Annotated in this window: 22 protein-coding genes and 1 pseudogene; 18 read left to right on the forward strand and 5 right to left on the reverse strand. The window is 71.7% G+C overall.

The window, feature by feature from the left end:
- Window positions 1–17 precede the first annotated feature (17 nt).
- Complete coding sequence (locus DEJ49_RS16760) at window positions 18–845, reverse strand: hypothetical protein (protein ID WP_150184873.1); 828 nt, start codon at window positions 843–845, stop codon at window positions 18–20.
- Between the two features lie 118 nt (window positions 846–963).
- Between DEJ49_RS16760 and DEJ49_RS35960 the strand changes: the two genes are divergently transcribed.
- The 4 genes and pseudogenes from DEJ49_RS35960 to DEJ49_RS36985 all read left to right on the forward strand — a co-directional run.
- Window positions 964–1,119, forward strand: coding sequence for a hypothetical protein (locus DEJ49_RS35960; protein ID WP_190329370.1), 156 nt, complete (start codon window positions 964–966; stop codon window positions 1,117–1,119).
- Window positions 1,120–1,190: 71 nt separating this feature from the next.
- Window positions 1,191–2,804 (forward strand): FAD-binding oxidoreductase, encoded by a 1,614-nt coding sequence (locus tag DEJ49_RS16765; protein ID WP_150184874.1) that lies wholly within the window; start codon window positions 1,191–1,193, stop codon window positions 2,802–2,804.
- 278 nt (window positions 2,805–3,082) lie between these two features.
- Window positions 3,083–3,952, forward strand: coding sequence for a hypothetical protein (locus DEJ49_RS16770; RefSeq protein WP_190329371.1), 870 nt, complete (start codon window positions 3,083–3,085; stop codon window positions 3,950–3,952).
- 41 nt (window positions 3,953–3,993) lie between these two features.
- Window positions 3,994–4,470: pseudogene (locus tag DEJ49_RS36985) on the forward strand (sortase domain-bontaining protein); the annotation flags it as partial.
- On the opposite strand, the gene DEJ49_RS36740 reads toward DEJ49_RS36985, so the two are convergent.
- The 3 genes from DEJ49_RS36740 to DEJ49_RS16785 all read right to left on the reverse strand — a co-directional run bounded on the left by DEJ49_RS36740 (window position 4,425) and on the right by DEJ49_RS16785 (window position 6,626).
- Complete coding sequence (locus tag DEJ49_RS36740; protein ID WP_263398809.1) at window positions 4,425–4,550, reverse strand: hypothetical protein; 126 nt, start codon at window positions 4,548–4,550, stop codon at window positions 4,425–4,427. The pseudogene DEJ49_RS36985 and the gene DEJ49_RS36740 overlap by 46 nt on opposite strands.
- Window positions 4,551–4,582: 32 nt before the next feature.
- Window positions 4,583–5,341, reverse strand: coding sequence for a phosphatase PAP2 family protein (locus DEJ49_RS36420; protein ID WP_150184876.1), 759 nt, complete (start codon window positions 5,339–5,341; stop codon window positions 4,583–4,585).
- Between the two features lie 274 nt (window positions 5,342–5,615).
- On the reverse strand, window positions 5,616–6,626 hold the full coding sequence (locus DEJ49_RS16785) for an NlpC/P60 family protein (RefSeq protein ID WP_150188287.1): 1,011 nt from the start codon (window positions 6,624–6,626) through the stop codon (window positions 5,616–5,618).
- Window positions 6,627–7,046: 420 nt separating this feature from the next.
- Between DEJ49_RS16785 and DEJ49_RS16790 the strand changes: the two genes are divergently transcribed.
- The 12 genes from DEJ49_RS16790 to DEJ49_RS16845 all read left to right on the forward strand — a co-directional run bounded on the left by DEJ49_RS16790 (window position 7,047) and on the right by DEJ49_RS16845 (window position 21,459).
- Window positions 7,047–7,868: an ATP-binding cassette domain-containing protein gene (locus DEJ49_RS16790; protein WP_150184877.1), complete on the forward strand. Its 822-nt coding sequence runs from the start codon at window positions 7,047–7,049 to the stop codon at window positions 7,866–7,868.
- The gene (locus DEJ49_RS16795) at window positions 7,868–9,166 is read left to right on the forward strand and encodes a hypothetical protein (protein ID WP_150184878.1); all 1,299 of its coding nucleotides are present in this window, start codon (window positions 7,868–7,870) and stop codon (window positions 9,164–9,166) included. The genes DEJ49_RS16790 and DEJ49_RS16795 overlap by 1 nt, the downstream gene beginning before the upstream one ends.
- Window positions 9,167–9,222: 56 nt before the next feature.
- Window positions 9,223–9,930 (forward strand): hypothetical protein, encoded by a 708-nt coding sequence (locus DEJ49_RS16800; protein ID WP_150184879.1) that lies wholly within the window; start codon window positions 9,223–9,225, stop codon window positions 9,928–9,930.
- Window positions 9,931–10,079: 149 nt separating this feature from the next.
- Window positions 10,080–10,799 carry a maleylpyruvate isomerase N-terminal domain-containing protein gene (locus DEJ49_RS16805; protein WP_150184880.1) on the forward strand — a complete coding sequence of 240 codons (720 nt, stop codon included), beginning with the start codon at window positions 10,080–10,082 and terminating at the stop codon, window positions 10,797–10,799.
- A 206-nt stretch (window positions 10,800–11,005) separates the two neighbouring features.
- Entirely contained in the window at window positions 11,006–11,743 is a 738-nt protein-coding gene (locus tag DEJ49_RS16810) for a DUF4232 domain-containing protein (protein ID WP_150184881.1), read from the forward strand.
- Between the two features lie 244 nt (window positions 11,744–11,987).
- Entirely contained in the window at window positions 11,988–13,658 is a 1,671-nt protein-coding gene (locus DEJ49_RS16815; RefSeq protein ID WP_150184882.1) for a hypothetical protein, read from the forward strand.
- A gap of 215 nt (window positions 13,659–13,873) precedes the next feature.
- Entirely contained in the window at window positions 13,874–14,182 is a 309-nt protein-coding gene (locus DEJ49_RS16820; protein ID WP_055570172.1) for a hypothetical protein, read from the forward strand.
- Window positions 14,183–14,395: 213 nt separating this feature from the next.
- Complete coding sequence (locus DEJ49_RS16825) at window positions 14,396–15,241, forward strand: hypothetical protein (protein ID WP_150184883.1); 846 nt, start codon at window positions 14,396–14,398, stop codon at window positions 15,239–15,241.
- Complete coding sequence (locus DEJ49_RS16830; RefSeq protein WP_150184884.1) at window positions 15,231–16,601, forward strand: hypothetical protein; 1,371 nt, start codon at window positions 15,231–15,233, stop codon at window positions 16,599–16,601. Before DEJ49_RS16825 ends, DEJ49_RS16830 begins: the two co-directional genes overlap by 11 nt.
- Window positions 16,598–18,157: an SCO6880 family protein gene (locus tag DEJ49_RS16835; protein WP_150184885.1), complete on the forward strand. Its 1,560-nt coding sequence runs from the start codon at window positions 16,598–16,600 to the stop codon at window positions 18,155–18,157. The genes DEJ49_RS16830 and DEJ49_RS16835 overlap by 4 nt, the downstream gene beginning before the upstream one ends.
- A gap of 46 nt (window positions 18,158–18,203) precedes the next feature.
- Window positions 18,204–19,604 (forward strand): ATP-binding protein, encoded by a 1,401-nt coding sequence (locus tag DEJ49_RS16840; protein WP_150184886.1) that lies wholly within the window; start codon window positions 18,204–18,206, stop codon window positions 19,602–19,604.
- A 160-nt stretch (window positions 19,605–19,764) separates the two neighbouring features.
- A complete protein-coding gene (locus tag DEJ49_RS16845; protein WP_411757168.1) occupies window positions 19,765–21,459 on the forward strand; it encodes a type IV secretory system conjugative DNA transfer family protein in 1,695 nt (564 codons plus the stop codon).
- A 179-nt stretch (window positions 21,460–21,638) separates the two neighbouring features.
- Here the strand turns inward: DEJ49_RS16845 and DEJ49_RS16850 are convergent, their stop codons facing one another.
- Window positions 21,639–22,190, reverse strand: a complete 552-nt coding sequence (locus DEJ49_RS16850) for a GNAT family N-acetyltransferase (protein ID WP_150184887.1) — start codon at window positions 22,188–22,190, stop codon at window positions 21,639–21,641.
- A 155-nt stretch (window positions 22,191–22,345) separates the two neighbouring features.
- On the opposite strand from DEJ49_RS16850, the gene DEJ49_RS16855 reads away from it, so the two are divergent.
- Window positions 22,346–23,308, forward strand: coding sequence for an ATP-binding cassette domain-containing protein (locus DEJ49_RS16855; RefSeq protein ID WP_150184888.1), 963 nt, complete (start codon window positions 22,346–22,348; stop codon window positions 23,306–23,308).
- On the forward strand, window positions 23,305–24,114 hold the full coding sequence (locus tag DEJ49_RS16860) for an ABC transporter permease (protein WP_150184889.1): 810 nt from the start codon (window positions 23,305–23,307) through the stop codon (window positions 24,112–24,114). Before DEJ49_RS16855 ends, DEJ49_RS16860 begins: the two co-directional genes overlap by 4 nt.
- The last annotated feature ends 35 nt before the right edge of the window (window positions 24,115–24,149 follow it).

Raw genomic sequence — 24,149 nt, forward strand, 5'->3', positions numbered from 1 at the left:
CCACCAGCCGTACGCGACTACGGACCCGCAATCTTTCCGGCATAGATGTCCTTCTCGGCCGGAAGTCGCACCTTCGCCGGCACCCCGAACCCGTAGAGCAGCGTGGTCGACGCCACGTTCGCGTCGGCCACGGCGAACCGCTGCCGCAGCTTCCGCACGCGCCCCTCGTCGTCGAGGTAGACGTCGAAGGGCACGCTGCCCTTGCTGAACCCTTTCGCCGCCGCGACCCGGAGCGCACCGCGCTGACCTGCGGAAGCGGCCCGGGCGGCGGCACGCAGGTCGACGACGCCGCGGTAGTGCCGTACATCCACCCCACCGACCCGCTCCTCCCCCACGAACCCCACCTTCCGCGCCCCGCGCAGCAGTTCCGCCGCCGCGAGGGGATCCGTGGCGCCGCCGGTGACGAGATTCCCGTCGGACAGCGAACGTGTCTCGATCCGCACCCACTTGTCGGCGGGCACCCCGGCCCCCCGGTTCTTCATGTACAGCGCTCCCGCGGCCATCAGCTCGGTGATGGGCCGGTGCTCGTCCTCGCCCGCGGGGTCCTGCGGGAGCACCACCTCGAACCGTCCGACCTGCCGCGCGAAGTCGTAGACACCCTTGCCGCGGATGGTCACGCGCGTACCGCCACTGGCCATCTCCATGGAGGTCGACGCCTTCGAACTCCCCGCGCGGACCAGGGAGTCGGCGGACCTGTGCACGATGTCGGCCGGATCGCCGGGGCCCCTGCCGTCGGCGGCGGCGCCGGAGGGTGAACACCCGGAGGTGACAGCCATCAGCCCGAATGCGACGGCGCCGACGACCACGCCGCCCGCGCCCCTCGTGTGCCTGTGCCGGTGCACCATCGCCCGTGTACCCCCAAGCGCTCTCCGTGCCCGCGACTTGCCCCGTCGTTCCCCTAACGACCGGTACGTTGCCCCGTCACGCGGGCGGCCGTTCACCCGGGGTCGGTACGGTGACCCTGTGGCCGATCAGCAAGCCCCCTCAGCCCACCGCACGACGACGGTCGAGAAGGGCCGTTTCACCTCGGCGCTCTGCACCTGCGGGTGGCGCGGTCCGGCACGGCGGGCCCGCAGCAAGGCGCGTACGGACGCGACGGAACACGAAGCGTCCCCCTGACCCCCGGCGAGCTCCAAGGAACCCCGACGCCCCCCACACCGTCTCGTCCTCGGGAAGCAACGGGAGGCGTCATGGAACGACGTACATTCATCGGCACAACGGCAGCCACCCTGGCCGCCGCCACGGTCGCGGGCTGCACCGGCACGAAGGCGGGCACCGGCGCCGCCGCGTCCGGCAGCAGCACCCGCACCGGGACCGGCACCAGTACCCACACCGGCGGCACCCCCATCAGAACCTCCAGTGCCGCCTCCTCCTCGCCCGCCACCCTCAAGGCCCTCGCCCGCGATCTGGACGGCACCCTCGTCCAGCCGGGCCAGGCCAAGTGGGCGGCGGCGCGGCAGCTGTACAACACGCGGTACGACGACCTGAAGCCCACCGCCGTCGCGTACGTCGCGCACCCGGACGACATCCGCACCGCCCTCGCGTACGCCCGCGCCCACCGCACCAAGGTCGCGATCCGCAACGGCGGTCATTCCTACGCGGGTTGGTCGTCCGGCGACGGGCGGCTGATCATCGACGTGTCGAAGCTGAGCAAGACACGCGCGAGCGGCGGCTCCGCCGTGATCGGCGGCTCCGCCGTGATCGGCGGCGGCGCCAAGCTCATCGACGTCTACCGCTCGCTCGCGGCGAAGGGCGTCACCATCCCCGCGGGCTCGTGCCCGACCGTCGGCATATCCGGGCTCACGCTCGGCGGCGGCCACGGCGTGGTGTCGCGTGCGTACGGACTGACCTGCGACAGCCTTACCTCCGCCACGCTCGTCACCGCGGACGGCAAGCAGCTCACCGCCTCCAAGTCCGAGCACAAGGACCTGTTCTGGGCGCTGCGCGGCGCGGGCAACGGCCAGTTCGGCATCGTCACCGAGCTCACCTACCGCACGCACGCCGCGCCCCAGGGCGTCTCCGCCTACATGACCTGGCCCTGGTCGAAGGCGGCCGCGGTCATCAAGGCCTGGCAGGAGTGGGGCCCGGACCAGCCGGACGAGATCTGGTCGTCCGCGCACCTCGCGAACACGCCGGGCGGCACCCCGACCGTGTCCGTCGCGTGCTTCTCCCTCGGGACGTACGGCGAGCTGCAGAACGCCGTCGACCGCCTCGCCGACAAGATCGGCGCACCCGCGCGCAGCGTCTCCCTGAAGCGGCGTACGTACGAGGAGTCGATGGAGGTGTACGCGGGCTGCTCGTCCTTCTCCGCCGACGCCCAGTGCCACCTCCCCGGCACGACGCCGGGCCGCAGCCCGCAGGGCGCCCTCAAGCGCGAGACGTATGCGGCGAGTTCGGACTTCTTCGACCGTTCGCTCTCGGCGACGGGCATCCGCACGCTCCTGTCGCAGATCGAGAACGTGACGGGCGCGAGCGGCGGCAGCATCGCGCTCACCGCGCTCGGTGGCGCTATCAACCGGGTCGACCCGACGGCGACGGCGTTCGTGCACCGGCGCTCGCGGATGCTGGCGCAGTACATCGCGTCGTGGCGTGCGGGCACGTCGGGCTCGCCCGCCCGGGCGTGGCTGAAAAAGGCGCATGGGGCCATGGGGCGCCACGCGTCCGGTGCCGCGTATCAGAACTACACCGACTCGACGCTGACGAACTGGCGCGAGGCGTACTACGGGGCGGCGGCGCCGCGTCTGAAGAAGCTGAAGAAGCAGTACGACCCGACGCGGTTCTTCGACTTCCCGCAGGCGCTCTAGACGGCGGCCGAGGGGCACCTCGTCTCGCCTCGCCTCGCCTCGCCTCCCGGGTGCCGTGCCCCGGTGGCCCCGCCCCGTCACCCGCTCGGCGGGCACCGCAACCCGTTCGGCCCCGTCCGACACGCCCCCGGGTGGCCCACCCCGCTGGACACGGGTGGCCTGGGGGGATGACCCCACCCCGCAGCACGCGTATACGCATATCTTGCGGCGCCCCGCGCACAGCCGTCGTCACGGCGACGGCGGCCGCGGCGGCCGTCCTCGCCCTTACGGGACCGGCCGTGGCCCTGGACAAGCCGACCGAGCCCGAGCAGCTGACCCTCGTCGACACCCCCAAGGGCAAGGCGCTCGCCGACAAGGACGGCAACCCGCTCTACACGCGCGACGCCGACAAGGCCGACACCCCCGACTGCACCGGGAAGTGCGCCACCGACTGGCCGGCGGCGATCGGCTACCCCACCAAGGCCGACGACGTCACGGGCCAGACCGCCCAGACCGGCGACGACGCGCAGAACGCCGACAAGCCGCAGGTCATCTACGAGACCCGCCCCCTCTACTACTACAAGGGCGACGAGAAGGGGCAGGACCCCAAGGGCCAGGACGTGAAGGGCTGGAGCCTGCTCGGCGCGGACGGCAAGGAGCTGGGCGCGGGCGCGGGAACGGACAGCGACTCCGACTCCGATGCCGACGCGGATGCCGACGCGACCGACAAGTCGGCCTCCCCCGAGACGTCCTCCACGTCCGCCGAGAAGTCCGCCTCCCCGCAGGCATCCACCAGCCCGCCTCATCCCGCGGACACCGCGACGGAAGCGGCATCGCAACCGCCGGCGAACCCGTACACGCCCCCGAAGCCGAGCACGTCCACCGCCACCAAGTCCCCCACGTCCCCCACGTCCCTTGATCCGAACGTCGGTGCCCTCCAGGCCACCCCGTCCGGCGCGGCCCGAGGCGGCGCGACGCACGCCACGGCCGGGTCCAAGGCCGAGGCCGAGGCCGAGCACCCCGCGTCGGGCCCCCTGACGTTCGCTTCCGCGGCGGTGACCGGCGCGGCGGCAGGCGTGGGCGTCTGGCTCCTGCGCCGCCGCAAGGCCCACGGCACCGCCCCGGGCACGGACACCGGCGGCTCGGACACCGGCCCGGACCACCCCTGAACGGCCGCCTGCCGCGCCGCGCGACCGTCGCAGCCGCCCCGGTGCTGCTCGCGGCGGCCACGCTCCTGGCCACCGCGCCCTCGTTGGGCGACGGACCGGCGCCCGCCCGAGCGCCCGAGGGCCGTATCCGCATCCCCGCGATCGGCGTCGACGCGGATGTCCTGTCGGTCGGCCTCGACCCGCAGGGCGCGCTGGAGGTGCCGCCGTTCCGGGACGCCTTGAAGGTGGGCTGGTACGAGTTGGGCCCTCGCCCGGGGGAGCGGGGCCCCGCGGTCCTCGTGGGCCACCGCGACGCGCCCGCGGAAGGGGGTGACCGGGGTCGCCGTGGCTACCGGGACGCCGTCTTCGCCCGCCTCGACCGCCTGCGCCCCGGCGACCGGATCGAGACGACGACGGCGGCGGGGCGACGTACGACGTTCAATGTCACGGCGGTCGCCACGTACCGCACGGCGGACTTCCCCACCGCCACGGTCTACGCGCCCGCGATCGGCGCCCAGCTGCGCCTGCTCACCTGCGGCGGCCGCATCGGCAGGGACGGCCACTGGGACTCGAACGTGGTGGTGAGCGCGGCGCGCGTGGCGACGCCGCCACGTACCACGGACCGGCCGAGCACCCCGGCGAAAACGAGCGCTACGCCGCGAGATCCTTCTCGTCCGGATCCACCGACGTCGCTCCCGCCGTCCCAGTCGTCCCAGGCGTCCCGGCCGCTCCAGCCGCCCGTGTCGTCGCCGTCCCGCTCAGCGGCGCCGCGACAGGGGCGACTTTCCGGTCCCACACCAGCCGGCCCACCCGTCCGGAGCGGCCGATCATCTTGGTGAGCGGCGTGAGCAGCGCCATGGCGAGCGGCGAGAGGAGGAGGGCGACGGCGGTGCCGAGCGCGAAGCCGCCGACGACGTCCGTCGGGTAGTGCACGCCCATGAAGACGCGGCAGAAGCCCTCGACGGCGGCGAGGGCGAGGCCGGCGATGCCGAACTTCCGGTTGGCGACGAAGAGTCCGGCGCCGATGGCCATGGCGAGGGTGGCGTGGTCGCTGACGAAGGAGTAGTCGTTCTTGCCGTCCACCAGGAGTTCGACGCCGTGGTGGACGCGGAACGGACGTGGGCGTTCCACGAAGCCGCGGATGGGGATGTTGACGAGGACGGCGATGCCCGCGGCGAGCGGGGCCCAGACGACGGCGGCGACCGAGGAGGCGGCGTCGTCGAGGGTGCCGCGCTTGCGCTGCCCCCACCAGCACCACACGACCAAGAGGACGAGGGCGAGCAACAGCCCGTACTCCCCGATGAACGCGATGGCGCTGTCGAGCCAGGACGGGGTGTCCTTGGCCAGGCCATTGATGTCGTAGAGCAGGCCGACGTCGGGGTTCGACCCGGATTCATCGAGTCCAGCCATGGCGCTGCGGCCCCTTGTCTCCTAGCCCGTGGGCGCACCGTGCTGTACGCCCTGTCCATCAACCCCCGTGGTCGGTCCAGTCAAGGGAACGCCCTGTCCCTCGCCCTACGTTCCACCCTCCACCGAAAGATCACTCAGACGTTACCGAAGAGAGATACATCGCTGCAGCTCAGAGGAGTGTTCTCACGGAGAGTTCAAGCCACATCACACACACATACCCCGTGAATCCCATCCTCAACGAGGTCTCTCCACTTCAGCCGCCAACCTTCACACTTCACACTTCGGTCGGCTTGGCGGGCACGGCCTTGGCCCCGTCCTCCGTGACACGGGTCGCGCCGAAGTAGTCAGGGGTGTCGATGCGGTCGAAGCGGATGACGGCGTTGGTGCGCGGGGCGTTGATCATGTATCCCCCGCCAACGTAGATGCCGACGTGCCGGATGGCGCGGGAATTGGTCAGGTCGTCCGAGAAGAAGACGAGGTCGCCGGGGAGGAGTTCCTCCCGCTTGGGGTGCGGGCCCGCGTTGTACTGGTCGTTGGCGACGCGGGGCAGCGTGACGCCGACGGAGCGGTACGCGGCGAGGGTGAGCCCGGAGCAGTCGAAGCGGCCGCCCTGCTCGGGGGTGCCGTTGCCGCCCCAGAGGTAGAGGGTGCCCAGCTTCTTCTGCGCGTAGTAGATGGCTCCCGCCGCCTGCCTGGAGGGCTCCACGCGGCCGACGGGCCGGGCGAAGCTCTTCGAGAGGTCGGTGATGGTCTTCACGTAGTTCTGCGTCTCGCTGTAGGGCGGGACGCCGCCGTACTTGATGACCGCGTACGCGCCCGCGTTGTACGCGGCGAGCATGTTCTTCGTGGGGTCTCCGGGCGCGTCCTTCACGTATCCGGCGAGCTTGCAGTCGTACGACGCGGCGGACGGAATGGCGTCCTTCGGATCCCACACGTCCCGATCGCCGTCCCCGTCCCCGTCCAGACCGTGCGAGGCCCACGTCCCGGGAATGAACTGCGCTATCCCCTGCGCCTTCGCCGGGCTCGTGGCACGCGGATTGAACCCGCTCTCCTGGTAGAGCTGGGCGGCGAGCAGCGCGGGGTTGATGGCTTTGCAGAGGTTGCCCCACTTCTGCACGAGGGGCTGATAGGTGGCGGGCACGGCCCCCTTGGCGAGCCCCACGGACCCACCGCCGACCCCGTTGGCCATGCTTCCCGCGGCCATGTACGTCCCGACGACGAGCAGCGCGATGAAGCTGAGGGCCCCGCCGATCCCGACAGACGCGACGACCCACGCCTTACGCACCGTCAACCACCCTCCACCGCCCGGCAGTCCACCGGCGCCAAGTGTACGGCGATCGCCTCACATTTTGGGGGCTCATGGCGTCGGACCTGGAGCACGCCCACGACGCGTCGGAGCCACCGGTAGCCGCCGTGCACCCCGTGGGCGCCGCCCGCGCGGCGCCGATATCAGGCCATTCCCCGGCGATCAGGCACCGGCACGCCCATCGCCCCGTTCGTGACCATGTGCACACTCGAACTGATGGCCTACGGAGCGTCAGCGTCCGCGCCTAGCATGATCGGCGACCAAGCAGTTACGACCAATTCGTCGTGATTTTAGTTCAGCGCGTACCTCTACCAGGACAAGAGCTTCCGCCCCGACGGTTACGTGAACGCCCAGAACTGATTCGGACTCGGAATTCAGGATTCAGGACTCAGGAGTCACGTGAGCACCTCCCACAGCGCCGCCGCGACCGGCTCCCAGCCGGTCGCGGCGGTCGCGCGCGTCACCGTCGAGTACGGCTCGACGACCGCCCTCGACGACGTCTCCCTCACCTTCCCCGCCGGCGTCACCGGCCTCCTCGGGCCCAACGGGGCGGGAAAAAGCACCCTCTTGTCGCTGCTGAGCACGGCCCGCAGACCCAAGTCCGGGGACGTCACCCTCCTGGGGGAGACCCCGGGACGGACCCGCGTGCAGCGGCTGCGCAAACAGATCGGGGTGCTGCCGCAGTCCTTCGGGTACTACCCCCGCTTCACCGTCCTCGAGTTCACCGAGTACGCCGCGTGGCTGCGCAAGGTGCCCGCCGCCCAGCGCCGCGACCGCGCCCGCGAGGCGCTGCGTCTGGTGCAGATGGAGAAGCATGCCGGTGCCAAAATGGGCGCCCTTTCCGGCGGCATGCTGCGCCGCGTCGGCATCGCCCAGGCCATGGTCAACGAACCCTCCCTCGTCCTCCTCGACGAGCCGACGGTGGGCCTCGACCCGGCCCAGCGCGTCGGATTCCGCAAGCTCATCAAGGAGTTGGGCGACCGCTGCGCGGTGGTGATGAGCACCCACCTCGCCGAGGACGTGGCGCACGTGTGCGACCGCGTCGCCGTCCTCCTGGAGGGCACGGTCCGGTTCACCGGCACTGTTGCCGAGTTGTGTGCTCTGCCCGACGGGGACGCGGGCGGCGCGGGTGGCGCGGGTGGCGCGGGCGGCGACATCGACGGGAGTGCCGTGGAAGCCGGGTACCTGCATCTCGCCGGCACGGAAGCGGTGGCCGGCTGATGCGCGTACTCCTCACCGAAATGCGCCGCGGCGAGGCCAAGTGGGGCGCCGCCCTCATGGGCGCCGTCGGCGTCTACTACTTCACCGCGGAGAGCCCCGACGAGAGCGACTGGATCGGCTGGTGGACGCAGACCAGCCTCCAGGTCCAGCTCTTCGCCGTCATCGTGATGGGGTCCGTGATGAGCGCCGCGGCCGCGTGGAGCGCGGGCCGCGCCTTCCGCCACCGCACCCGGCTCTGGGCCGATACCGCCGCCCGCGGCGGCTGGGCCCAGTCGCTGCTGCTCTGGCTCGCGGCCTGGCTCTGGGCGCTGCTCGCGTACGCCGTACTGATCGCCGTCGCCTTCTCCCGCACCGCGGGCGTCAGCGACGTCAGCGAACCCGCGTGGACGCCGCTGCTGCTCGGCGCGGGCATGATGGGCCTGGAGATCGCCGTCGGCGTCGCCGTCGGCTCGGCCCTGCCCTCGCGCGTGGTCGCGCCCTTCGCGGGCGTCTTCTGGTACAGCCTCTTCGTCGTCGTCGCATTCGTCCCCGACACCCCGCTCGACAAGCTGTTCCCGGCGATAGACGAGTTCTGGAGCTCGGAGTTCGAGCCCAACACGACGCGCATGCTCGTCGCCGTCGCCTGGTGCCTGGCGTTCGGCCTCGTCCTCACCGCGCTGCCCGCGCTCCGGCGCGGCGCCGCCCTCGCACCACGCCCCGTCGCGCTCGGCGCGCTCGCGCTGGCCGCGCTCGTCGCGGGCGGCACCCTCGTGGCCTTCCGTACGCCGGTGCCCGACTCGTACTGGGCCGTACGCAAGGAACAGCCCGCACAGCCGCTCTGCACCACGAGCGGCCGCACGAAGGCGTGCCTGTGGCCGGACGACCGCCACCTGCTGCCCCAGGCCCGCGCCGCCGTGCGGACCGTCGACTCCGGGCTCGGCTCCCTCGCCGGACTCAACCGCGCCTTCTACGCCGACGGCCTCGACCGCCCCTCCGGCGCCACCGCCGAACTCCCCCTGATGTCCCCGGCGGCGACCAAGGACGACCTGACCGACGCGATGTTCTCGGCGGCCCTCCCCCAGCCCACGTCACCGAAGTGCGCACCGCACCTCCTCAAGTCCGCGGGCGGCTACCCCGACACGTTCCTGTTCGAGGCGGCCGTACGCGCCCGTATCGGCGCCCCGAGCGAGTACTACGGCGAGGAGTTCGGCCGCGCCCTCGAACGCATCACCGGCGCCCCGCGCACGAAGCAGGACCGGTGGATCGAGTCGGCGGCCGACGCCATCCGCGCGTGCGAGCCGGTCCCTGCACTCCCGTAGCCACCACGGGTCCCCTGCTCCCCTCCTACCGCCCCCGAGCGAATCGACGCGCCGCGATGCCGCCTACGAACCCCGAGCCGACCCGCCCGAGCCCGTCGGCCCAGCCCGAGGAACCCGCCCGCGAGGGCCTGTTCCACGACCCCCGACTGACCCCGGTTCTCTCCTTCGTACGCTGCCGAGGCCTCCCCCGCGCGGCAGTCGTCGCCCTGCTCGTGGCCCTGGCGGCGACCGCGTTCGCGGGCCGGAGCGTGGCGGTGCCGGAATTCCGATACCTGGTCGACTTCAGCGTCCCCGTCGCCGAGATCGTCCCGCTGGCCCACGCGGTCATCCTGGCCACGACGCTCTTCTCCCCGATGGCGGACCTGGAGCAGACGTCGGCCCAGCCGATGACCCGCCACAGAACCCTGTACCTGGTCGTACTGCTGGCGCTGGCCCTGGGCCTGACCGCGCTGCCCCTCGTCGCGGGTGCCACGAACGAGGTCTTCGTCTCGGCGGCCCGCAACGTCATCGGCTACCTCGGCCTCGCCATGCTCAGCGCCCGCCTCTTCGGCAGCGGCCTGGCCTGGCTGCTCCCGCTGGCCATGTTCGGCCCCACGCTGCTCCTGGGAGTGGGCAGCGACAACACCCCCGAACCCTGGGCCTGGTCGCTCCACCCCTCGACCCACACCCCGGCGATGATCACCGCGGTACTGCTCTGGGTGGTCGGCGCCCTGGCCTCGGCGACGGCGGGACCGCGGCAGTCGGAACGGGCGGAGCAGAACTGAGAGGGGCCACGGGTTACGGGGAGGCCACGGGCTTCGGAGGTCCGCGGGCTACGGGGGCTACGGGGGCTACGGGTGCCCACGGGCTCGGGGGGCCGGGCCCGACGAAAATCGCTGGTCACGTCCCACACCCCCGCTGCTACCGTCCCGCCATGCCAGACACCGGAGACCCCGCCGCCATCGAGTCCGCCCCCGTCACCGCCGAAGACGTCACCACCGCCGTACGTCTTGCCGTGGCTGTCCTTCGGGAGGCCCCCGATGACGCCGACTGGAGCGGCAAGGCCGGCGGGCTCGAATGGGACTGCTGGGAGACCGTCGAGCACCTCGCGGACGACCTCTTCGCGTACGCCGCGCAGCTCGGGCCCGAGCGGCCGCCGCTGGACCGTGAGGTGCCCTTCCTCTGGTACCGGCGGCGGGACGGCGGCCCCTCCAACGTCACCTTCGCCGACCGAGAGGCCGGCGTCGCGGGGCTGTTGCAGGTCCTGGAGTCGTGCGGCGCCCTCCTGACCGCCATGGTCGCGACCACGCCCGCGACGGTCCGCGCCCACCACGGGTACGGCGTCTCCGATCCGGAGGGCTTCGCCGCGATGGGGATCGTGGAGACGCTGGTCCACACGTACGACATCGCGGGCGGCCTCGGCATCGGTCACCTCTGGGCACCGCCCGCCGACCTCTGCGCCCGCGTCCTCGACCGCCTCTTCCCGGACGTGACGGCGGATGTGACGGCGGACGTGACAGCAGACGTGACGGCGGACGCCCGACCGGACGATCCGTGGGACGTCCTCCTCTGGGCCACCGGACGCGGCACCCTCCCCGGCCGGCCCCGCCGCACCACATGGCGCTGGTACGGCGTTCCCGCGGGCGAACGCTGACCTCCGCGCCCGCCGCGTCCCACCGCACCGTTCCAGGGAATGGACGTTTACGCAGGTCAGAGCCCACGTCAGCGTTCCAGCGTTCCTGATCGTCCGGTACTCCTTGCCCCGCCCCGGAGGCACCCGCTTCGCTGTGGAGCAGGCCGAACACCCCGGCCCCGCCCAGCCCAGCAAGCTGGATCCACACCACCTCACGGGGACCCCTCATGAAGCACACGCATGCCACCCAGACCCTCCTCGCCGGTCTCGCGCTGATCAGCACGCTCGGCCTGACCGCCTGCAACGGAGACGACACCGGCACCACGGGTGCGGGGTCCCCCGACTCCGCCGCCGGCGCCACGGCGGGCGGCAGCGGCGGCTCGGGCGGCGGGTCCGACCAGGGAACCGGAGGCGGCACCTCCGGCAACACCGGCGGCAACGAGAGCGGTGGCGGCGGCGAGGGCAAGAGCGGCGGCAACGACAGCGGCCAGGGCACCGGCGCCGGCACCGGCTCGAACACGAACGGCAAGTCCGGCATCTGCCGCAGCGACGAGCTGGAGGTCTCCGCCGTCGACAACAGCACCGACAAGACCGAGGGGATCGTCACCGTCCAGTTCAAGAACGGCGGCGGCCGCGACTGCACCATCAACGGTTACGCCGGCGTCGACCTCAAGACCGCCACCGGCGACACCCTCTCCGTGGACCGCAACGGCGAGAAGGCGCACCCGGGTGTCCTCAAGGACGGCGAGTCCGCCGCCTTCAACATCACGTTCCCCATCAACAACAGCGGTGGCTCCGGTGTCCGCGTCTCCAAGATCCTCGTGACGCCGCCGAACGAGACGAAGACCGTCACCATCGCCTGGCCCGCGGGCTCCCTCCCCGCGGACAACCCCGATGCCCCCTCCGGTGGCCCGAAGCTGTCGATCAGTCCGGTCGGCACGGTCAGCGACTCCCCCGCGGGCTGAGACACGGCCCAGGGCGGCCGGAGGCCGCGTACGTACGCCCCGACGTACGTGCGTGACCCCTGTGGCCAGGTGAAACCACCTGGTCACAGGGGTTGTCGCCGTTGTGCTCCGCGCCCCCTCCGCCGATTGACGCCGCCTCAATCAAGCCCGATGGTGGGTGAATTGGGTACCAAGCGGCCCATGCGCGCTCCGGCGGCCGTCGGCCGTCGGCCCGCGGCGCAGCGTCACGGCCAGGGAGCCGCCGATGAACGCACCGGACCGGGACCGCCCGGAGGGCCACCGCGACCCTCCGGAGGACCACCGCCCCGATGAGTTCGCCCTGCCGGTGCCACCCGTCCCACCCATGCCGCCGACCCCACCCGTGCCGACCACCCCGCCCCTGCCACCCGTGCCACCGGCCCCACCGTGGGGGGCCACGCCCCCGGCACCACCCGCACCCCCGCACAGGCGCTACGCCCTCGCCGCCGCCCTCCTCAACCTCTCCGGCCTCGGCCTCGGCTACCTCCTCCTCAACCGGCGCCTCCTCGCCCTCCTCTCCTGCGCCGCCACCGCCGCCCTGCTCCTCGTCGCACTGCCCGCCGACGTCGACGGCGTCCCCGGCGTCGTACTCGTCGGATACGCCGTGCTGCTGCTCCTCACCGCCGCCCACGGCGCGTACCTGGCCACCCACGACCCGCGCCCCCACCCGCTGCGGGCGCCCATCGCCATCGGACTCGGAGTCGTGCTCCTCGCCGTGCCCGCGGGCGCGTCCTTCGCGTACGAGGACGCGCGCGACGAAGCCGTCGAGCGGATGCTCATCGACCGCATCGACGAGGCGGACCGGCTCGTCGAGGCCCTCGACGGGCGGACGTTCGACGGAGCGACCCGCCCCCGGTACGAGAAGGCGCTCCGCGTCCACCGCGACCTCGCCGATGACCACCCGGGGTCGCGGGCCGCGGACCGGCTGCCCGACAGCCTCACCGCGTACTACACATCCGTCGCCGCCCCGTACGCCGCCGGGCGCTACTGCGACGCCGTCACCCCGCTCAAACACCTGCGCACCGTCCCCGGCACGTTCGCCGCCCCCGCGAGGAAGCGCCTCGGCGCCCTCGCCTCCTGGCCCGACGACCGCCTCGCGACCTCCCTGTACGAATGCGGGACCGCCGCCCTCGGCCGGCCCGGCGCCGACGCACCGCTGAGCGAACTCATCCGCGCCTTCCCCGAGTCGGCCCAGGCCGCGAAGGTGGGGCCCGCGCTGCGCGCCGCCATCGACACCCGATCGGACGCGCTCAAGGGCTCCGACCCGTGCACAGGCGTCGACGAACTGCGCGCGCTCGGCCGGACCACCTCCGCGCTCCCCGGCGACACCCGCACTTTGCACGCGACCACCGCCCGCGCCGTGGAACGCGGCGTCTACGCCTGCGGGGTCGACGAGTTCGAGGACGGCGCCTTCACGAAGGCCGCCGAGACCCTTACGGGCTTCGTCAGGGAGTACCCGCGCAGCGGGAAGCGCGACCGTGCCGAGGACATCGCCGTCGCGGCGGAGATCGCGGCGGAACGCCCCGCCGCTGGCCGCCACCTGCCCCCGGCCCACAGCTCGGGGCGAGGGGGCGGCCCGGTCGAGTTGACCGTCGCCAACCTGGGCCCCGGCCCGCTGGAGATCCTCTACACAGGCCCCACCACTGGCACCGTCAAGCTGGAGGACTGCTCGTCATGCCGTATTTACGCCACCCGGACCCGTGGCGACGCCGCCTGCAGGACAGGCGTCACGAAGTATCCGAGGACCACGCTCCGGCTGCCCGCCGGCGCGTACCACTTCCTCTACAAGCGTGCGGGCGTACGCAATCGAGCCGACGGCGCGAAGCTCAGCGCCGCGTACCGATACACCGACTGCTCCTTCGTGACCCGCGGCACCGCCGGGCTCGGGCTGACTTAACACCTGGTCAGAGGCACGCCGGGCCGTCATTGCCCGGCGTCGTACCGCGTGATACACAGAGTCACCGGCCCTCGCGTACGAGGAAACGTACGAACTCAGCCAACGAATGGCGCCAAGGCGACATGCGCGGGCCCGATTGTCGGCGACAATGAGCTGTCCTCTGCACCGAGTGGGCAGAGGTGACAGAACAACCCACTAGGGGCGGTGAGTTACACATGCTTATGGCAGCCGAAAAGGGCGACATCACCACCATCATCGGCGGGATCGCCCCCGACTGGGGTCCCTTCGGGAGCCTGGGCAACGAGGCGCGCGTGATGATCGAGGTCGTGATGGCGATCGCCATCCTCCTCTGTCTCGGCATTGCGATCTGGGGCGCGGCGAAGCAGCGCATCGGCGCGACGGCGCTGCGTGACACGTTCAGTGCGGAGCAGGGCAAGGGTCTGATCATCGCGGGCCTGACCGGGGTCTTCATCATCGGGTCCCTGGGCACACTGTTCACGATCGTCTACGGCATGGCGGTCTAGCGGTCCCCCGCGCAGCCTCCAGCCGTCCCCTCTCCCACGTCCCCCACCCTTGTCCCCCGACCCTGTCCCCCACCCGTCCGTCGTGCCCACCGGCTGAGGTTGCAACTCCCTGATGTCAGGTCACCACACCGCGCCCGCGCGGGAACCAGCAGGGCTACCGTCATACGTGTCCTACGAGACGGTCCAGCGAGAGGTTGAGGGGGCGTGCGCGGCATGAGTCCCGACGACCGGAACGACGGCCTCTTCGGCGGCTCGGGCGAGACCCGGACGCGGCTTCCCGAGGGGGAGGGCGGGGGCGACGACGTCTACGGCGGCGTGCGCAGATCCGCGCGTGGCGGCGGCCGCGCGTCCTCCCGCAGCCTGGTCACCGTCGTGGGCGTCGTGGTCCTCCTGATCGCCGCGATCGCTTTCGCCAATCGGGGGGGCGACGATTCGTCCTCCGGAGGGGATGACGGGGACAAGGCCGCGTCGTCGCCGACGGCCGCGACCGGGACGAAGCCGGTGGGTGGCAAGACCGGTGGAATCGCCTCCGGTTTCGCCAAGACCAAGCAGGGCGCCGAGAGCGCGGCGGCGAACTTCGCCGTACCCCTGGGCTCGGCGGAGATGTTCGACAAGAACAAGCGCAACGCCATCCTGAACACCGTCATGGCTCCGTCCAGCGTGGCCAAGTTCCAGACCGAGCTGGACAAGGCCTACACGGCCCCGTTCTTCAAGAACGTGGGCCTGAACGAGGACGGCTCGACACCGAGCGGGTACCAGTTCATCTCCCGCACGACCCCGATCGGAACCAAGGCCACCGCCTTCTCGGAGGGCAAGGCGACCGTTGAGGTCTGGTGCAGCGGTCTGCTGGGCCTTGCCGGGGAGAAGTCCACCAAACCGGTGACCAACACCTGGTCCACGATGACCATGGAATTGGTATGGGTTCATGGTGATTGGAGAGCTGTGACGCACTCCGAGAAGGCAGGTCCCGCCCCTGTCCCAGGGGACGACCGGGCGTCCAACTCTGATGAGATCGCAAAGGCCGTCGAAGGTTACGGGGGGTTCACCTATGCCCGGTAGCACCCGTCGCCGCCGCACGCTCACGCTCGCCGCTGCCGTCACCACCGTGCAGACCGCGACCGTGCTGCTCGCCACGCGCGCCTTCGCGGCGCCGGACCCACAGCCGTCCGACGACGCCTGTGATCTCATCCGCGGCCCCGCCAAAAAGTACTGCGAGAAAGGCCAGGAAGGCGGCGGAAGCGGCGGAGGCGAATACCCCACCGAGTCCCCCCTCGGCGACTCCCTCGACCCCCTGAGCTCCCTGGCCAAGGGCTGTGCCGACGCCGCCTCCTGGACCGTCGAGAAGCTCTCGGACGCCGTGAAGGAGACGGCGAACGTCGACTTCACGAACCCCGAGTTCCTGCAGCAGTACGCCGTCGTCTTCGCGGCATCCACCGTGCTGACGCTCCTGCTGTGGCTCCTCGCCGTGGCGAAGAGGGCAGTACGCGGCGTGCCGCTCACCACCGCCCTGTCCGAAGCCATCGGCTTCCTCTGGCTCACCGTCCTCGCCTCCGCCTTCACCCCCCTGATCCTCTACACCGTCGTCTCCGCGACGGACGGCGTCACCGACGTCATCGCGAAAGCGACGGGCGGTCAGACGGACACGTTCTTCGGGACGTTCTCCGGCGCGCTGAAGAAGGGCGAGGACATCGGAGGGGGACCGATCATGCTGATCGTCGTCTCGCTCGTGTCGATCCTCGCCGCCGGCGTCCTCTGGCTGGAGCTCGTGATCAGGGCCGCACTCCTCTACGTAGGAGCGCTCCTCGGCACCGTCGTGTACGCGGGCCTCGTCGACAAGAACCTGTGGACGCACGTCCGCCGCTGGGCGGGCATCATGATCGCCGTCATCCTCGTGAAACCGATCATCGTCATCGTGCTCGGTCTCGCCGGCGCGCTCTCCGCCGACGACGGGCCCGACTCGTTCTCCGCGGTCGTCTCCGGGCTGTCGATCATCCTGCTCGCCATCTTCGCGAGCGCCATGATCTACCGGTTCGTCCCCGGCTTCGGGGACGAGATCGCCAACTCCCGCAACAACCGGATCATGCGCGGCGCCGAGAACAAGGCCGCCGCCGTGATCAGCTCCCCCGCCTCCCTCGTCTCGCAGGGCATCAAGACCCACAGTGCCCGCGGGAACGGGAACGGCGGCGGGGGCAACCAGGGCGGCGGGAGCAGCCAGGCCCGGCCCGCCAATCCCGCCAGCGGCGGCGTCGCCGCCCACAGCAGCCGCGGATCCACCGGCGGCGGCTCCTCCAACGGCGGCGGATCTGTCCCCTCCGCCGCACCCCCGCCGCGCAGCAGCGCGACGGACACCCCGCACGCGGGCCACCGCGGCGGTTCACGCAACAGCAGTACCAACCGCACGGGAGGTGAAGGGCGTTGACGACCCAGTCCCACCTGTCCCAGCCGGTCGCGCCCCGCCGCACATATCTGATCGGCCGCGCCCGGCCGAACGCGATCGTCGGAAAGAACCGCGAGACCGGGGAGATCGCCCTGATCATCGTGGGCGCCTTCCTCGGCATGATGTGCGGGCTCCTGGTCCCCGTCCTCGCCCTCCGCATCGTGCTGCTCTCCGGCCTCCCGATGCTCGCCATCGCGGCGGTGTACGTCCCGTACAAGGGCCGGACGTTCTACAAGTGGTTCGAAATCAATCGGAGTTACAAGCGGTCGCTGAAGCGCGGTACCGCCTATCGGTCCGCTGCCCCCGAGGCGGGCGTCCGGCTCGACGGGCGGGAGGTCGAGGTCGGGCCGCCGCCCGGCATCGGCCGTATCAGCTGGCTGGCCGCGCCCTTCGGCCCGGACGAGATCGCCGTGCTGCTGCACGCCGACCGGCGGACCGTCACCGCCGCCATCGAGATCGAGGGCCCTGGCGTCGGCCTGCGCGACAGCGAGGACCAGGAAGCCCTCGTCGACCGGTTCGGGACGCTCCTCAAGCACGTCGCCAACGGGGACGGGTTCGTCACCCGGCTGCAGATGCTCGCGCGTACGCTGCCCGCCGACCCGGACGCCCACGCCAAGGACGTCAGCGTGCGCGGCGACGACCGGGCGCTGCCCTGGCTCCAGCAGTCGTACGACCAGCTGCAGTCCATGGTGTCCACCAGCAGCGAGCAGCACCGCGCCTACCTCGTCGCCTGCATGCACTACTCCCGGGACCTCGCCGCCGAGGCCCAGGCGATGGCCCGCGCGGCCCGCCCGGCCGGCGGCAGGAAGCTCGACAAGGACGCCGGGCTCGCCGTCGTCATGGCGCGCGAGCTCACCGACATCTGCTCGCGCCTCCAGGAAGCCGACATCCGGGTGCGGCAGCCGCTCGGTCAGGGGCGGCTCTCCTCGCTGGTGCACTCCATGTACGACCCGGACCACCCCATCGACCACATCCAGGCGATGACGAAGCGCAACGCCTGGCCCGCCGAGCTCGACGCCATGGAGCCCACCTACCTCCAGGCGAAGACCCGCGAGTCCTCCACCCGCGCCCCGTGGTGCCACGCGACGGCCTGGGTGAAGGAGTGGCCGATGACGCCCGTCGGCGTCAACTTCCTCGCCCCGCTGCTCGTCCACACCCCGGACGTCATCAGGACGGTGGCCGTGACGATGGACCTCGAACCCACCGAGGTCGCCATCGAGCGGATGCTCACCGAGAAGACGAACGACGAGGCGGAGGCGAGCCGCCAGGCCAAGATGAACCGTACGGTCGACCCCCGCGACATCGCCTCGCACTCCCGCCTGGACCAGCGCGGCGAGGACCTGGCGAGCGGCGCGGCGGGCGTGAACCTCGTCGGGTACATCACGGTCTCTTCCCGTTCCCCGGAGGCGCTCGCGCGCGACAAGCGCACGATTCGCGCCTCCGCCGGCAAGTCGTATCTGAAGCTGGAGTGGTGCGACCGCGAGCACCACAGGGCCTTCGTCAACACGCTGCCGTTCGCGACCGGCATCCGACGCTAGAGCGCGCGAGCGCTAGACGGTATCGACGTAGAGGCAGGCTGTTGCGATGCGGGATCCGCTGACCGTCCTCACGGACGCCTTCACCGCCTTCCTGTTCGGGAAGGTCGAGACGACCAGGCTTCCGGTGCGTACGTCCACGGGGCAGGCCCAGGCGGTCTACCTCCCGACGGCCGCGCCGGGCCTCGGCGACTCGGGCGTGATCATCGGGCGTGAGGTGTACTCCGGCAAGGGGTACATCTACGACCCCTTCCAGCTGTACGGGCAGCAGCTGCCCGCACCGCACTGGCTGGTGCTCGGCGAGTCGGGCAACGGCAAGTCGGCGCTGGAGAAGACGTACGTGCTGCGGCAGCTGCGCTTCAAGGACCGGCAGGTCGTCGTCCTGGACGCGCAGGGCGAGGACGGCGTCGGCGAGTGGAACCTCATCGCCCAGGAGCTGGGCATAACTCCCATCCGCCTCGACCCGACGGCCGCCCTGGACATGGGGATCCGGCTGAACCCGCTGGACCCGGCGATCACGACGACCGGACAGCTCGCGCTCCTGCGGACGATCATCGAGGTCGCGATGGGGCACGGACTCGACGAGCGGTCGGGCTTCGCACTGAAGGTCGCCCACGCGTACGTCAACGAGACGATCGTCGAGCGCCAGCCGGTCCTGACGGACATCGTGGAGCAACTGCGCCACCCCGAGCCGGAGTCGGCCGAGGCGATGAACGTCGCCATAGACGACGTACGGGCGTGGGGCCTGGACGTGGCGCTCGTCCTCGACCGCCTCGTCGACGGCGACCTGCGGGGCATGTTCGACGGGCCGACGACGGTCGGCATCGACCTCGACGCCCCGCTGATCGTCTTCGACCTCTCCCACATCGACCGCAACTCCATCGCCATGCCGATCCTGATGGCGATCGTGGGCGTGTGGCTGGAGCACACCTGGATCCGCCCGGACCGCAAGAAGCGCATCTTCCTGGTGGAAGAGGCGTGGCACATCATCAACTCGCCCTTCGTGGCCCAGCTGTTCCAGCGCCTGTTGAAGTTCGGCCGACGGCTCGGCCTGTCCTTCGTGGCGGTGGTCCACCACCTGAGCGACGTCGTGGACGGAGCGGCGGCCAAGGAGGCGGCCGCGATCCTGAAGATGGCGTCCACCCGGACCATCTACGCCCAGAAGGCGGACGAGGCGAGGGCGACAGGGCGGGTCCTCGGGCTGCCCAGGTGGGCGGTGGAGATCATCCCGACGCTCACGCCGGGTATCGCGGTCTGGGACGTGAACGGCAACGTGCAGGTGGTGAAGCACCTGATCACCGAGACGGAACGGCCGCTGGTCTTCACCGACCGCGCCATGACCGAGTCGTCGGCCGACCTCCCCCACGAAGCCCCGTCCGACGACGCGCTGCGCGCGGCGGAGCTGGAGGCGGAGGAGCGGGCGGCGTACATGGAGCAGCATGCGGGATGAGTGGGAGCGGGGGCGGTCCCCGCACGGGCGGGGTCCGGCGGATCCTGGCGGTCCCCGGAGAGGGGGCGGGGGCGGGAACGGACGCTCCGGCCCAGGTCACGGCCCCGGTCCTGGCCCCGGCTCCGGCTCCGGCTCCGGCGGGATTCCGGACGGGCTCCTGGTGGGGTTCCTGGGGTTCCTGATCGGGGCCACGGTCCTCGTCTGGTCGGCCACGAACCTCGCGGGGCGGTTCGCGCGGGGCGCGTGGCCGGAGAAGGTCTCGTTCGGCCATACGCCGCCCGCGGTACGCCACTTGATCGGCAACCCCAAGGACGTGGCAGGCGCCTGGCCGGAGACCCCGGCGGACCAGCTGTCGGGGTACGGCCTGTTCTGGGGCCTGTTCATCGGCCAGCTGATGGTGCTGATCGTGATGACGGTCTTCGTGATGGGGACGGTTACGCGGTGGCGTGCTGTCCGGAGGGCTCGGCGGGAGGGAGCGGAGCCGACGGGATCGGCCACCGCTCCGGCCGAGGGTGCTGGGGGCGGCGGGTCCATGGGTCCCGTTACGGCTTCGGCAGCTGGTGAGGCAGCGGCGCCTGGTGAGGCAGCGACACCGACGCCGGGTCCCGGCCCGGGACTGGGTCCGGTGCCGGAACCGGGATCGGGACTGGGTCCGGGATCGGGATCGGTGCCGGGACCGGGATCGGGGTCGGTGCCGGGACTGGGTCCGGGACCGGGACCGGGACCGACCTCCGTCCCGACACCGGGCCCCCCTCCGGCGGTACCGGGTGTCCCCGCACCGCCCTTCCCCTCCCCCACCCACTCCCCCACGCCCTTCCCCGCCACCACACCCGTCGAGCACGTCACCCCCGTCGCCGCAGCCCCCGCCAGCGACACACCTCCCGCGGCCGTGCCCCCCACCGTCCCCACCGTCCCCACCCCCCGCTCCCCCCTGGTCCTCGGCGGCCCCGCCACGCGCCGCCCCCTCGCGGTGCAGGCCGTGCAGGATGCCGAGGGAGCCGCGCTCGTCCTGACCTCCGATCCCACCCTGTGGGCCGAGACCAAGGACGCGCGGGCCAAGCTCGGGCCCGTCCTGCTCTACGACCCCTCCCACCTGTGCGACACCCCGGCCCGCCTCCACTGGTCCCCCACCCGCGGCTGCGCGGACAAGGCCACGGCGGACACCCGGGCCGCCGCGCTCCTCGCCCCGACAAGACCCGCGTCGAAGCTGGACGTCGCCGTGGCCGACACGGCCCAGCTCCTGATGCGCAGCTTTCTGCACGCCGCCGCGGTCGCGGACAAGCCGATGAAGATCGTGCACCGCTGGTCGCAGGGCAACCAGGTGCAGGAGGCGGTACGCATCCTCCGTACGCATCCGAAGGCCGCGTCCGGCTCCGCGGGGGAGCTGGAGGCGGCGCTCACCGCGCATCCGGAACGTCGGGACATGGCCCAGGAGCTGACCGCCCGTTCGCTGGCCGCGCTCTTCACCGTGCACGTGCGCGAATCCTGCACCCCGAACCGAACTGATGCGCTCTCCCTGGATTCCTTCGTCGATGAAGGGGGCACGCTTTTTGTGGTGGGTGAGGCGATCGAGGATCCCAAGTCCCGCCAAGGCCCGGGTGCCATGCCCCTGTTGACGGCACTCGCCTCCAGCGTGGTCGAGCACGGCCGGCGCATGGCCGCACGGTCATCCTCCGGTCGGCTCGACCCACCAATGACGCTCGTCCTGGACGACGTCGCCGCGGTGGCTCCGCTGCCCCAGCTGCCGGAGCTGCTCTCCACCGGCGCGGACCGGGGCCTGCCGACCCTGGCCCTGCTCCGGTCGCGGGAACAGGGCAGGTCACGCTGGCCGGACAGCGAACTGCCGGTGACGTAGACGCGGGACCGACCAGGCGGTGCCAGCGCTTGCCGCCGTCGACGTCCAGCGTCGTACCGGAGGAGCCGGAGGAGCCGGAGGAGCCGGAGGAGCCGGAGGAGCCGGAGACGAGCGTGACCGACCCCGTCTCCTGCGCAGATGCGGCAGCGCGGCCCGCAGGCCGCGCGGGTGCGGACCGGTCAGGGCCGCTTCAGCACCAGCTCGAACTCCCGCGAGGACGGGTCCCCCGGCACCGGTACGACCTCTCCGCTGCGTACGAACCCGAAGCGCCGGTAGAACGCCTGCGCCCGCGGGTTGCCCTCATGGACGTACAGCCGCACCCGCTCGAGCCCGTCCAGACCCCACGCCCACCCGACAGCGGCATCGAACAACGCCTCCGTCGCGCCGCTGCCCCGGTGCTCGGGCCGCACGAAGACCCCCACCACGTGCGCCTGCCGCTGCTCGATCACCCCGCCGAAGACGTCGTCCGCCCCGGCCTCCTCGACCAGCACGGTCACCGAGCCGACCCACACGCCGTCCGCGTCCTCGGCCACGAACTGCCGTACCGCGGAACCGCTCGCGGCCCCCGCGGCACGCTCCTGCCAGAACGAGTCCGGCTTCGCCGCGGCCTCCTCGTACGTCTCCAGGAAGGCGACCGGCGCCGCCGGGTCCCGCAGCGCGGCCAGCCTCAACTCCCTGACCTGCGGCCACTCGTCGGCGCGGACGGTTCGTACGACGTACTCGTGTTCCATGCCGTGATCCTAAGTTCCGCGCTCCCGGGTTCACCCGGCGAGGTGCGCCTCGGGTCGTCTCAGGGTCGCCGTCGTACCCGGGTACTACCCCCAGGCCCCCACGTCCCGCCCCCGGTCCGACGATCCGCGCCCCTGCGAACGCCACCATCGAAGACATGATTCGGGCATACGGACTGACCAAGCACTACGGCGGCAAGTCCGCCAAGAAGGCCGTCGACGACCTCAGCTTCGAGGTGCTCCCCGGCGCCGTCACCGGCTTCCTCGGCCCCAACGGCGCGGGCAAGTCCACCACCATGCGGATGCTCATCGGCCTCGACGCACCCACCGGCGGCCGCGCCACCATCGGCGGCCGCGCCTACGCGAACCACCCCGCGCCCCTCCACGAGGTCGGCGCGCTCCTGGAGGCCCGCTCGGTCCACCCGGGCCGCTCCGCGTACCACCACCTCATGGCGCTCGCCCACACCCACTCCATCCCCAGGAGCCGCGTCGACGCGGTCCTGGACCTGGCCGGCATCCACGAGGTCGCGCGCAAGCGCGTCAAGGGCTTCTCCCTCGGCATGGGGCAGCGCCTCGGCATCGCGGCCGCCCTGCTCGGCGACCCGGCCACGGTGATCCTCGACGAGCCGGTCAACGGCCTCGACCCCGAGGGCGTCCTGTGGATCCGCACCCTCCTCAAGTCCCTCGCCGCGGAGGGCCGTACGGTCCTCGTCTCCTCGCACCTCATGAGCGAGATGGCGCTGACCGCCGAACACCTGATCATCATCGGCCGCGGCAAGCTCCTCGCCGACACCACCGTCGAGCGCTTCGTACGCGAGTCGGGCTCCGGCTCGGTCAAGGTCGTGACCCCCGAGGCGGGCCACCTGACCGAACTGCTCGCGGGACCCGGCGTGCGGATCTCCGGCGACACCCCGGGCGTCCTCGACGTACGCGGCACCGACGCGGAGCACATCGGGCGCACCGCCGCGGCCCACGGCATCCCGCTCTTCGAACTGACCCCGCACACGGCGTCGTTGGAGCAGGCGTTCATGGACCTGACGCGTGACTCCGTCGACTACGTCGCTGCGACGAACAACCCTGCCGCCCCCGCCACCCGTCGCTCGGAAGGAGTCGCGGCATGACCACCGCCCTCACCGCACCCCCTGCCCCCACCGCCCGCACCGCCCCCGTCCACCGCCTCAGCACCAAGGGCGTCATCCGCTCCGAATGGCACAAGCTGTGGACGCTCCGCTCGACGTGGATCACCCTGATCACCGCGAGCGCCCTGGTCCTCGCGGTCGGCATCACCATGGGTTCGACGTACGACGGCGACGACGCCGACGTGGACACCATCGTCTTCACCCTCTTCGGCACCCAGCTGTCCCAGATCTGCCTCGCCGTCCTCGGCATCCTCGTCACCGCGGGCGAGTACTCGACGGGCATGATCCGTTCCTCGCTCGCCGCGGTCCCGCGCCGCGTGCCCGTCCTGTGGTCCAAGGCAGGCGTCTTCGCGGCGGTCGCGTTCGCCCTGTCCCTCGCGACGAACATCCTGACCTTCCTCGTCGCCCAGATCTGGCTCGCGGACACCGACAAGAAGCTGTCGCTCACCGACCCGGGCGTCTTCGGCGCCCTCACGACCAGCGCCGTCTCCCTCACCCTGCTGAGCCTTATCGCGCTCGGCCTCGGCGCCCTGTTCCGCTCGGTGCCCGGAGCGATCGGCGCGTTCGTCGCGACGGTCCTGATCCTGCCCGAGGTCCTGACGATGCTGCCGTTCGGCGCCGTGGACACCGCCATGAAGTACTTTCCCGCCCAGGCCGCGAGCTCCCTCGGCTCGGTGGCCCGCGTGGAGAACACCATCGCGCCGGGCACCGCCGTCCTCACGCTCGTCCTGTGGGCGGCGGCCATCATGGGCGCGGCGGCGATGCTGCTCAAGCGACGCGACGTATGAGGTCCCAACTGATCCTTCCTGTACGAGGATGAGGC

This window comes from Streptomyces venezuelae (genome assembly GCF_008642335.1).
Lineage (GTDB): Bacteria > Actinomycetota > Actinomycetes > Streptomycetales > Streptomycetaceae > Streptomyces > Streptomyces venezuelae_F.

What these genes read in the sequence shown, in the direction of transcription:
- DEJ49_RS16760 (WP_150184873.1), bottom strand. Translation starts at nt 845, where the DNA reads ATGGTGCACCGGCACAGGCACACGAGGGGCGCGGGCGGCGTGGTCGTC.
- DEJ49_RS16765 (WP_150184874.1), top strand. Translation starts at nt 1,191, where the DNA reads ATGGAACGACGTACATTCATCGGCACAACGGCAGCCACCCTGGCCGCC.
- DEJ49_RS36420 (WP_150184876.1), bottom strand. Translation starts at nt 5,341, where the DNA reads ATGGCTGGACTCGATGAATCCGGGTCGAACCCCGACGTCGGCCTGCTC.
- DEJ49_RS16795 (WP_150184878.1), top strand. Translation starts at nt 7,868, where the DNA reads ATGCGCGTACTCCTCACCGAAATGCGCCGCGGCGAGGCCAAGTGGGGC.
- DEJ49_RS16800 (WP_150184879.1), top strand. Translation starts at nt 9,223, where the DNA reads ATGCCGCCTACGAACCCCGAGCCGACCCGCCCGAGCCCGTCGGCCCAG.
- DEJ49_RS16805 (WP_150184880.1), top strand. Translation starts at nt 10,080, where the DNA reads ATGCCAGACACCGGAGACCCCGCCGCCATCGAGTCCGCCCCCGTCACC.
- DEJ49_RS16810 (WP_150184881.1), top strand. Translation starts at nt 11,006, where the DNA reads ATGAAGCACACGCATGCCACCCAGACCCTCCTCGCCGGTCTCGCGCTG.
- DEJ49_RS16815 (WP_150184882.1), top strand. Translation starts at nt 11,988, where the DNA reads ATGAACGCACCGGACCGGGACCGCCCGGAGGGCCACCGCGACCCTCCG.
- DEJ49_RS16820 (WP_055570172.1), top strand. Translation starts at nt 13,874, where the DNA reads ATGCTTATGGCAGCCGAAAAGGGCGACATCACCACCATCATCGGCGGG.
- DEJ49_RS16825 (WP_150184883.1), top strand. Translation starts at nt 14,396, where the DNA reads ATGAGTCCCGACGACCGGAACGACGGCCTCTTCGGCGGCTCGGGCGAG.
- DEJ49_RS16830 (WP_150184884.1), top strand. Translation starts at nt 15,231, where the DNA reads ATGCCCGGTAGCACCCGTCGCCGCCGCACGCTCACGCTCGCCGCTGCC.
- DEJ49_RS16840 (WP_150184886.1), top strand. Translation starts at nt 18,204, where the DNA reads ATGCGGGATCCGCTGACCGTCCTCACGGACGCCTTCACCGCCTTCCTG.
- DEJ49_RS16850 (WP_150184887.1), bottom strand. Translation starts at nt 22,190, where the DNA reads ATGGAACACGAGTACGTCGTACGAACCGTCCGCGCCGACGAGTGGCCG.
- DEJ49_RS16855 (WP_150184888.1), top strand. Translation starts at nt 22,346, where the DNA reads ATGATTCGGGCATACGGACTGACCAAGCACTACGGCGGCAAGTCCGCC.
- DEJ49_RS16860 (WP_150184889.1), top strand. Translation starts at nt 23,305, where the DNA reads ATGACCACCGCCCTCACCGCACCCCCTGCCCCCACCGCCCGCACCGCC.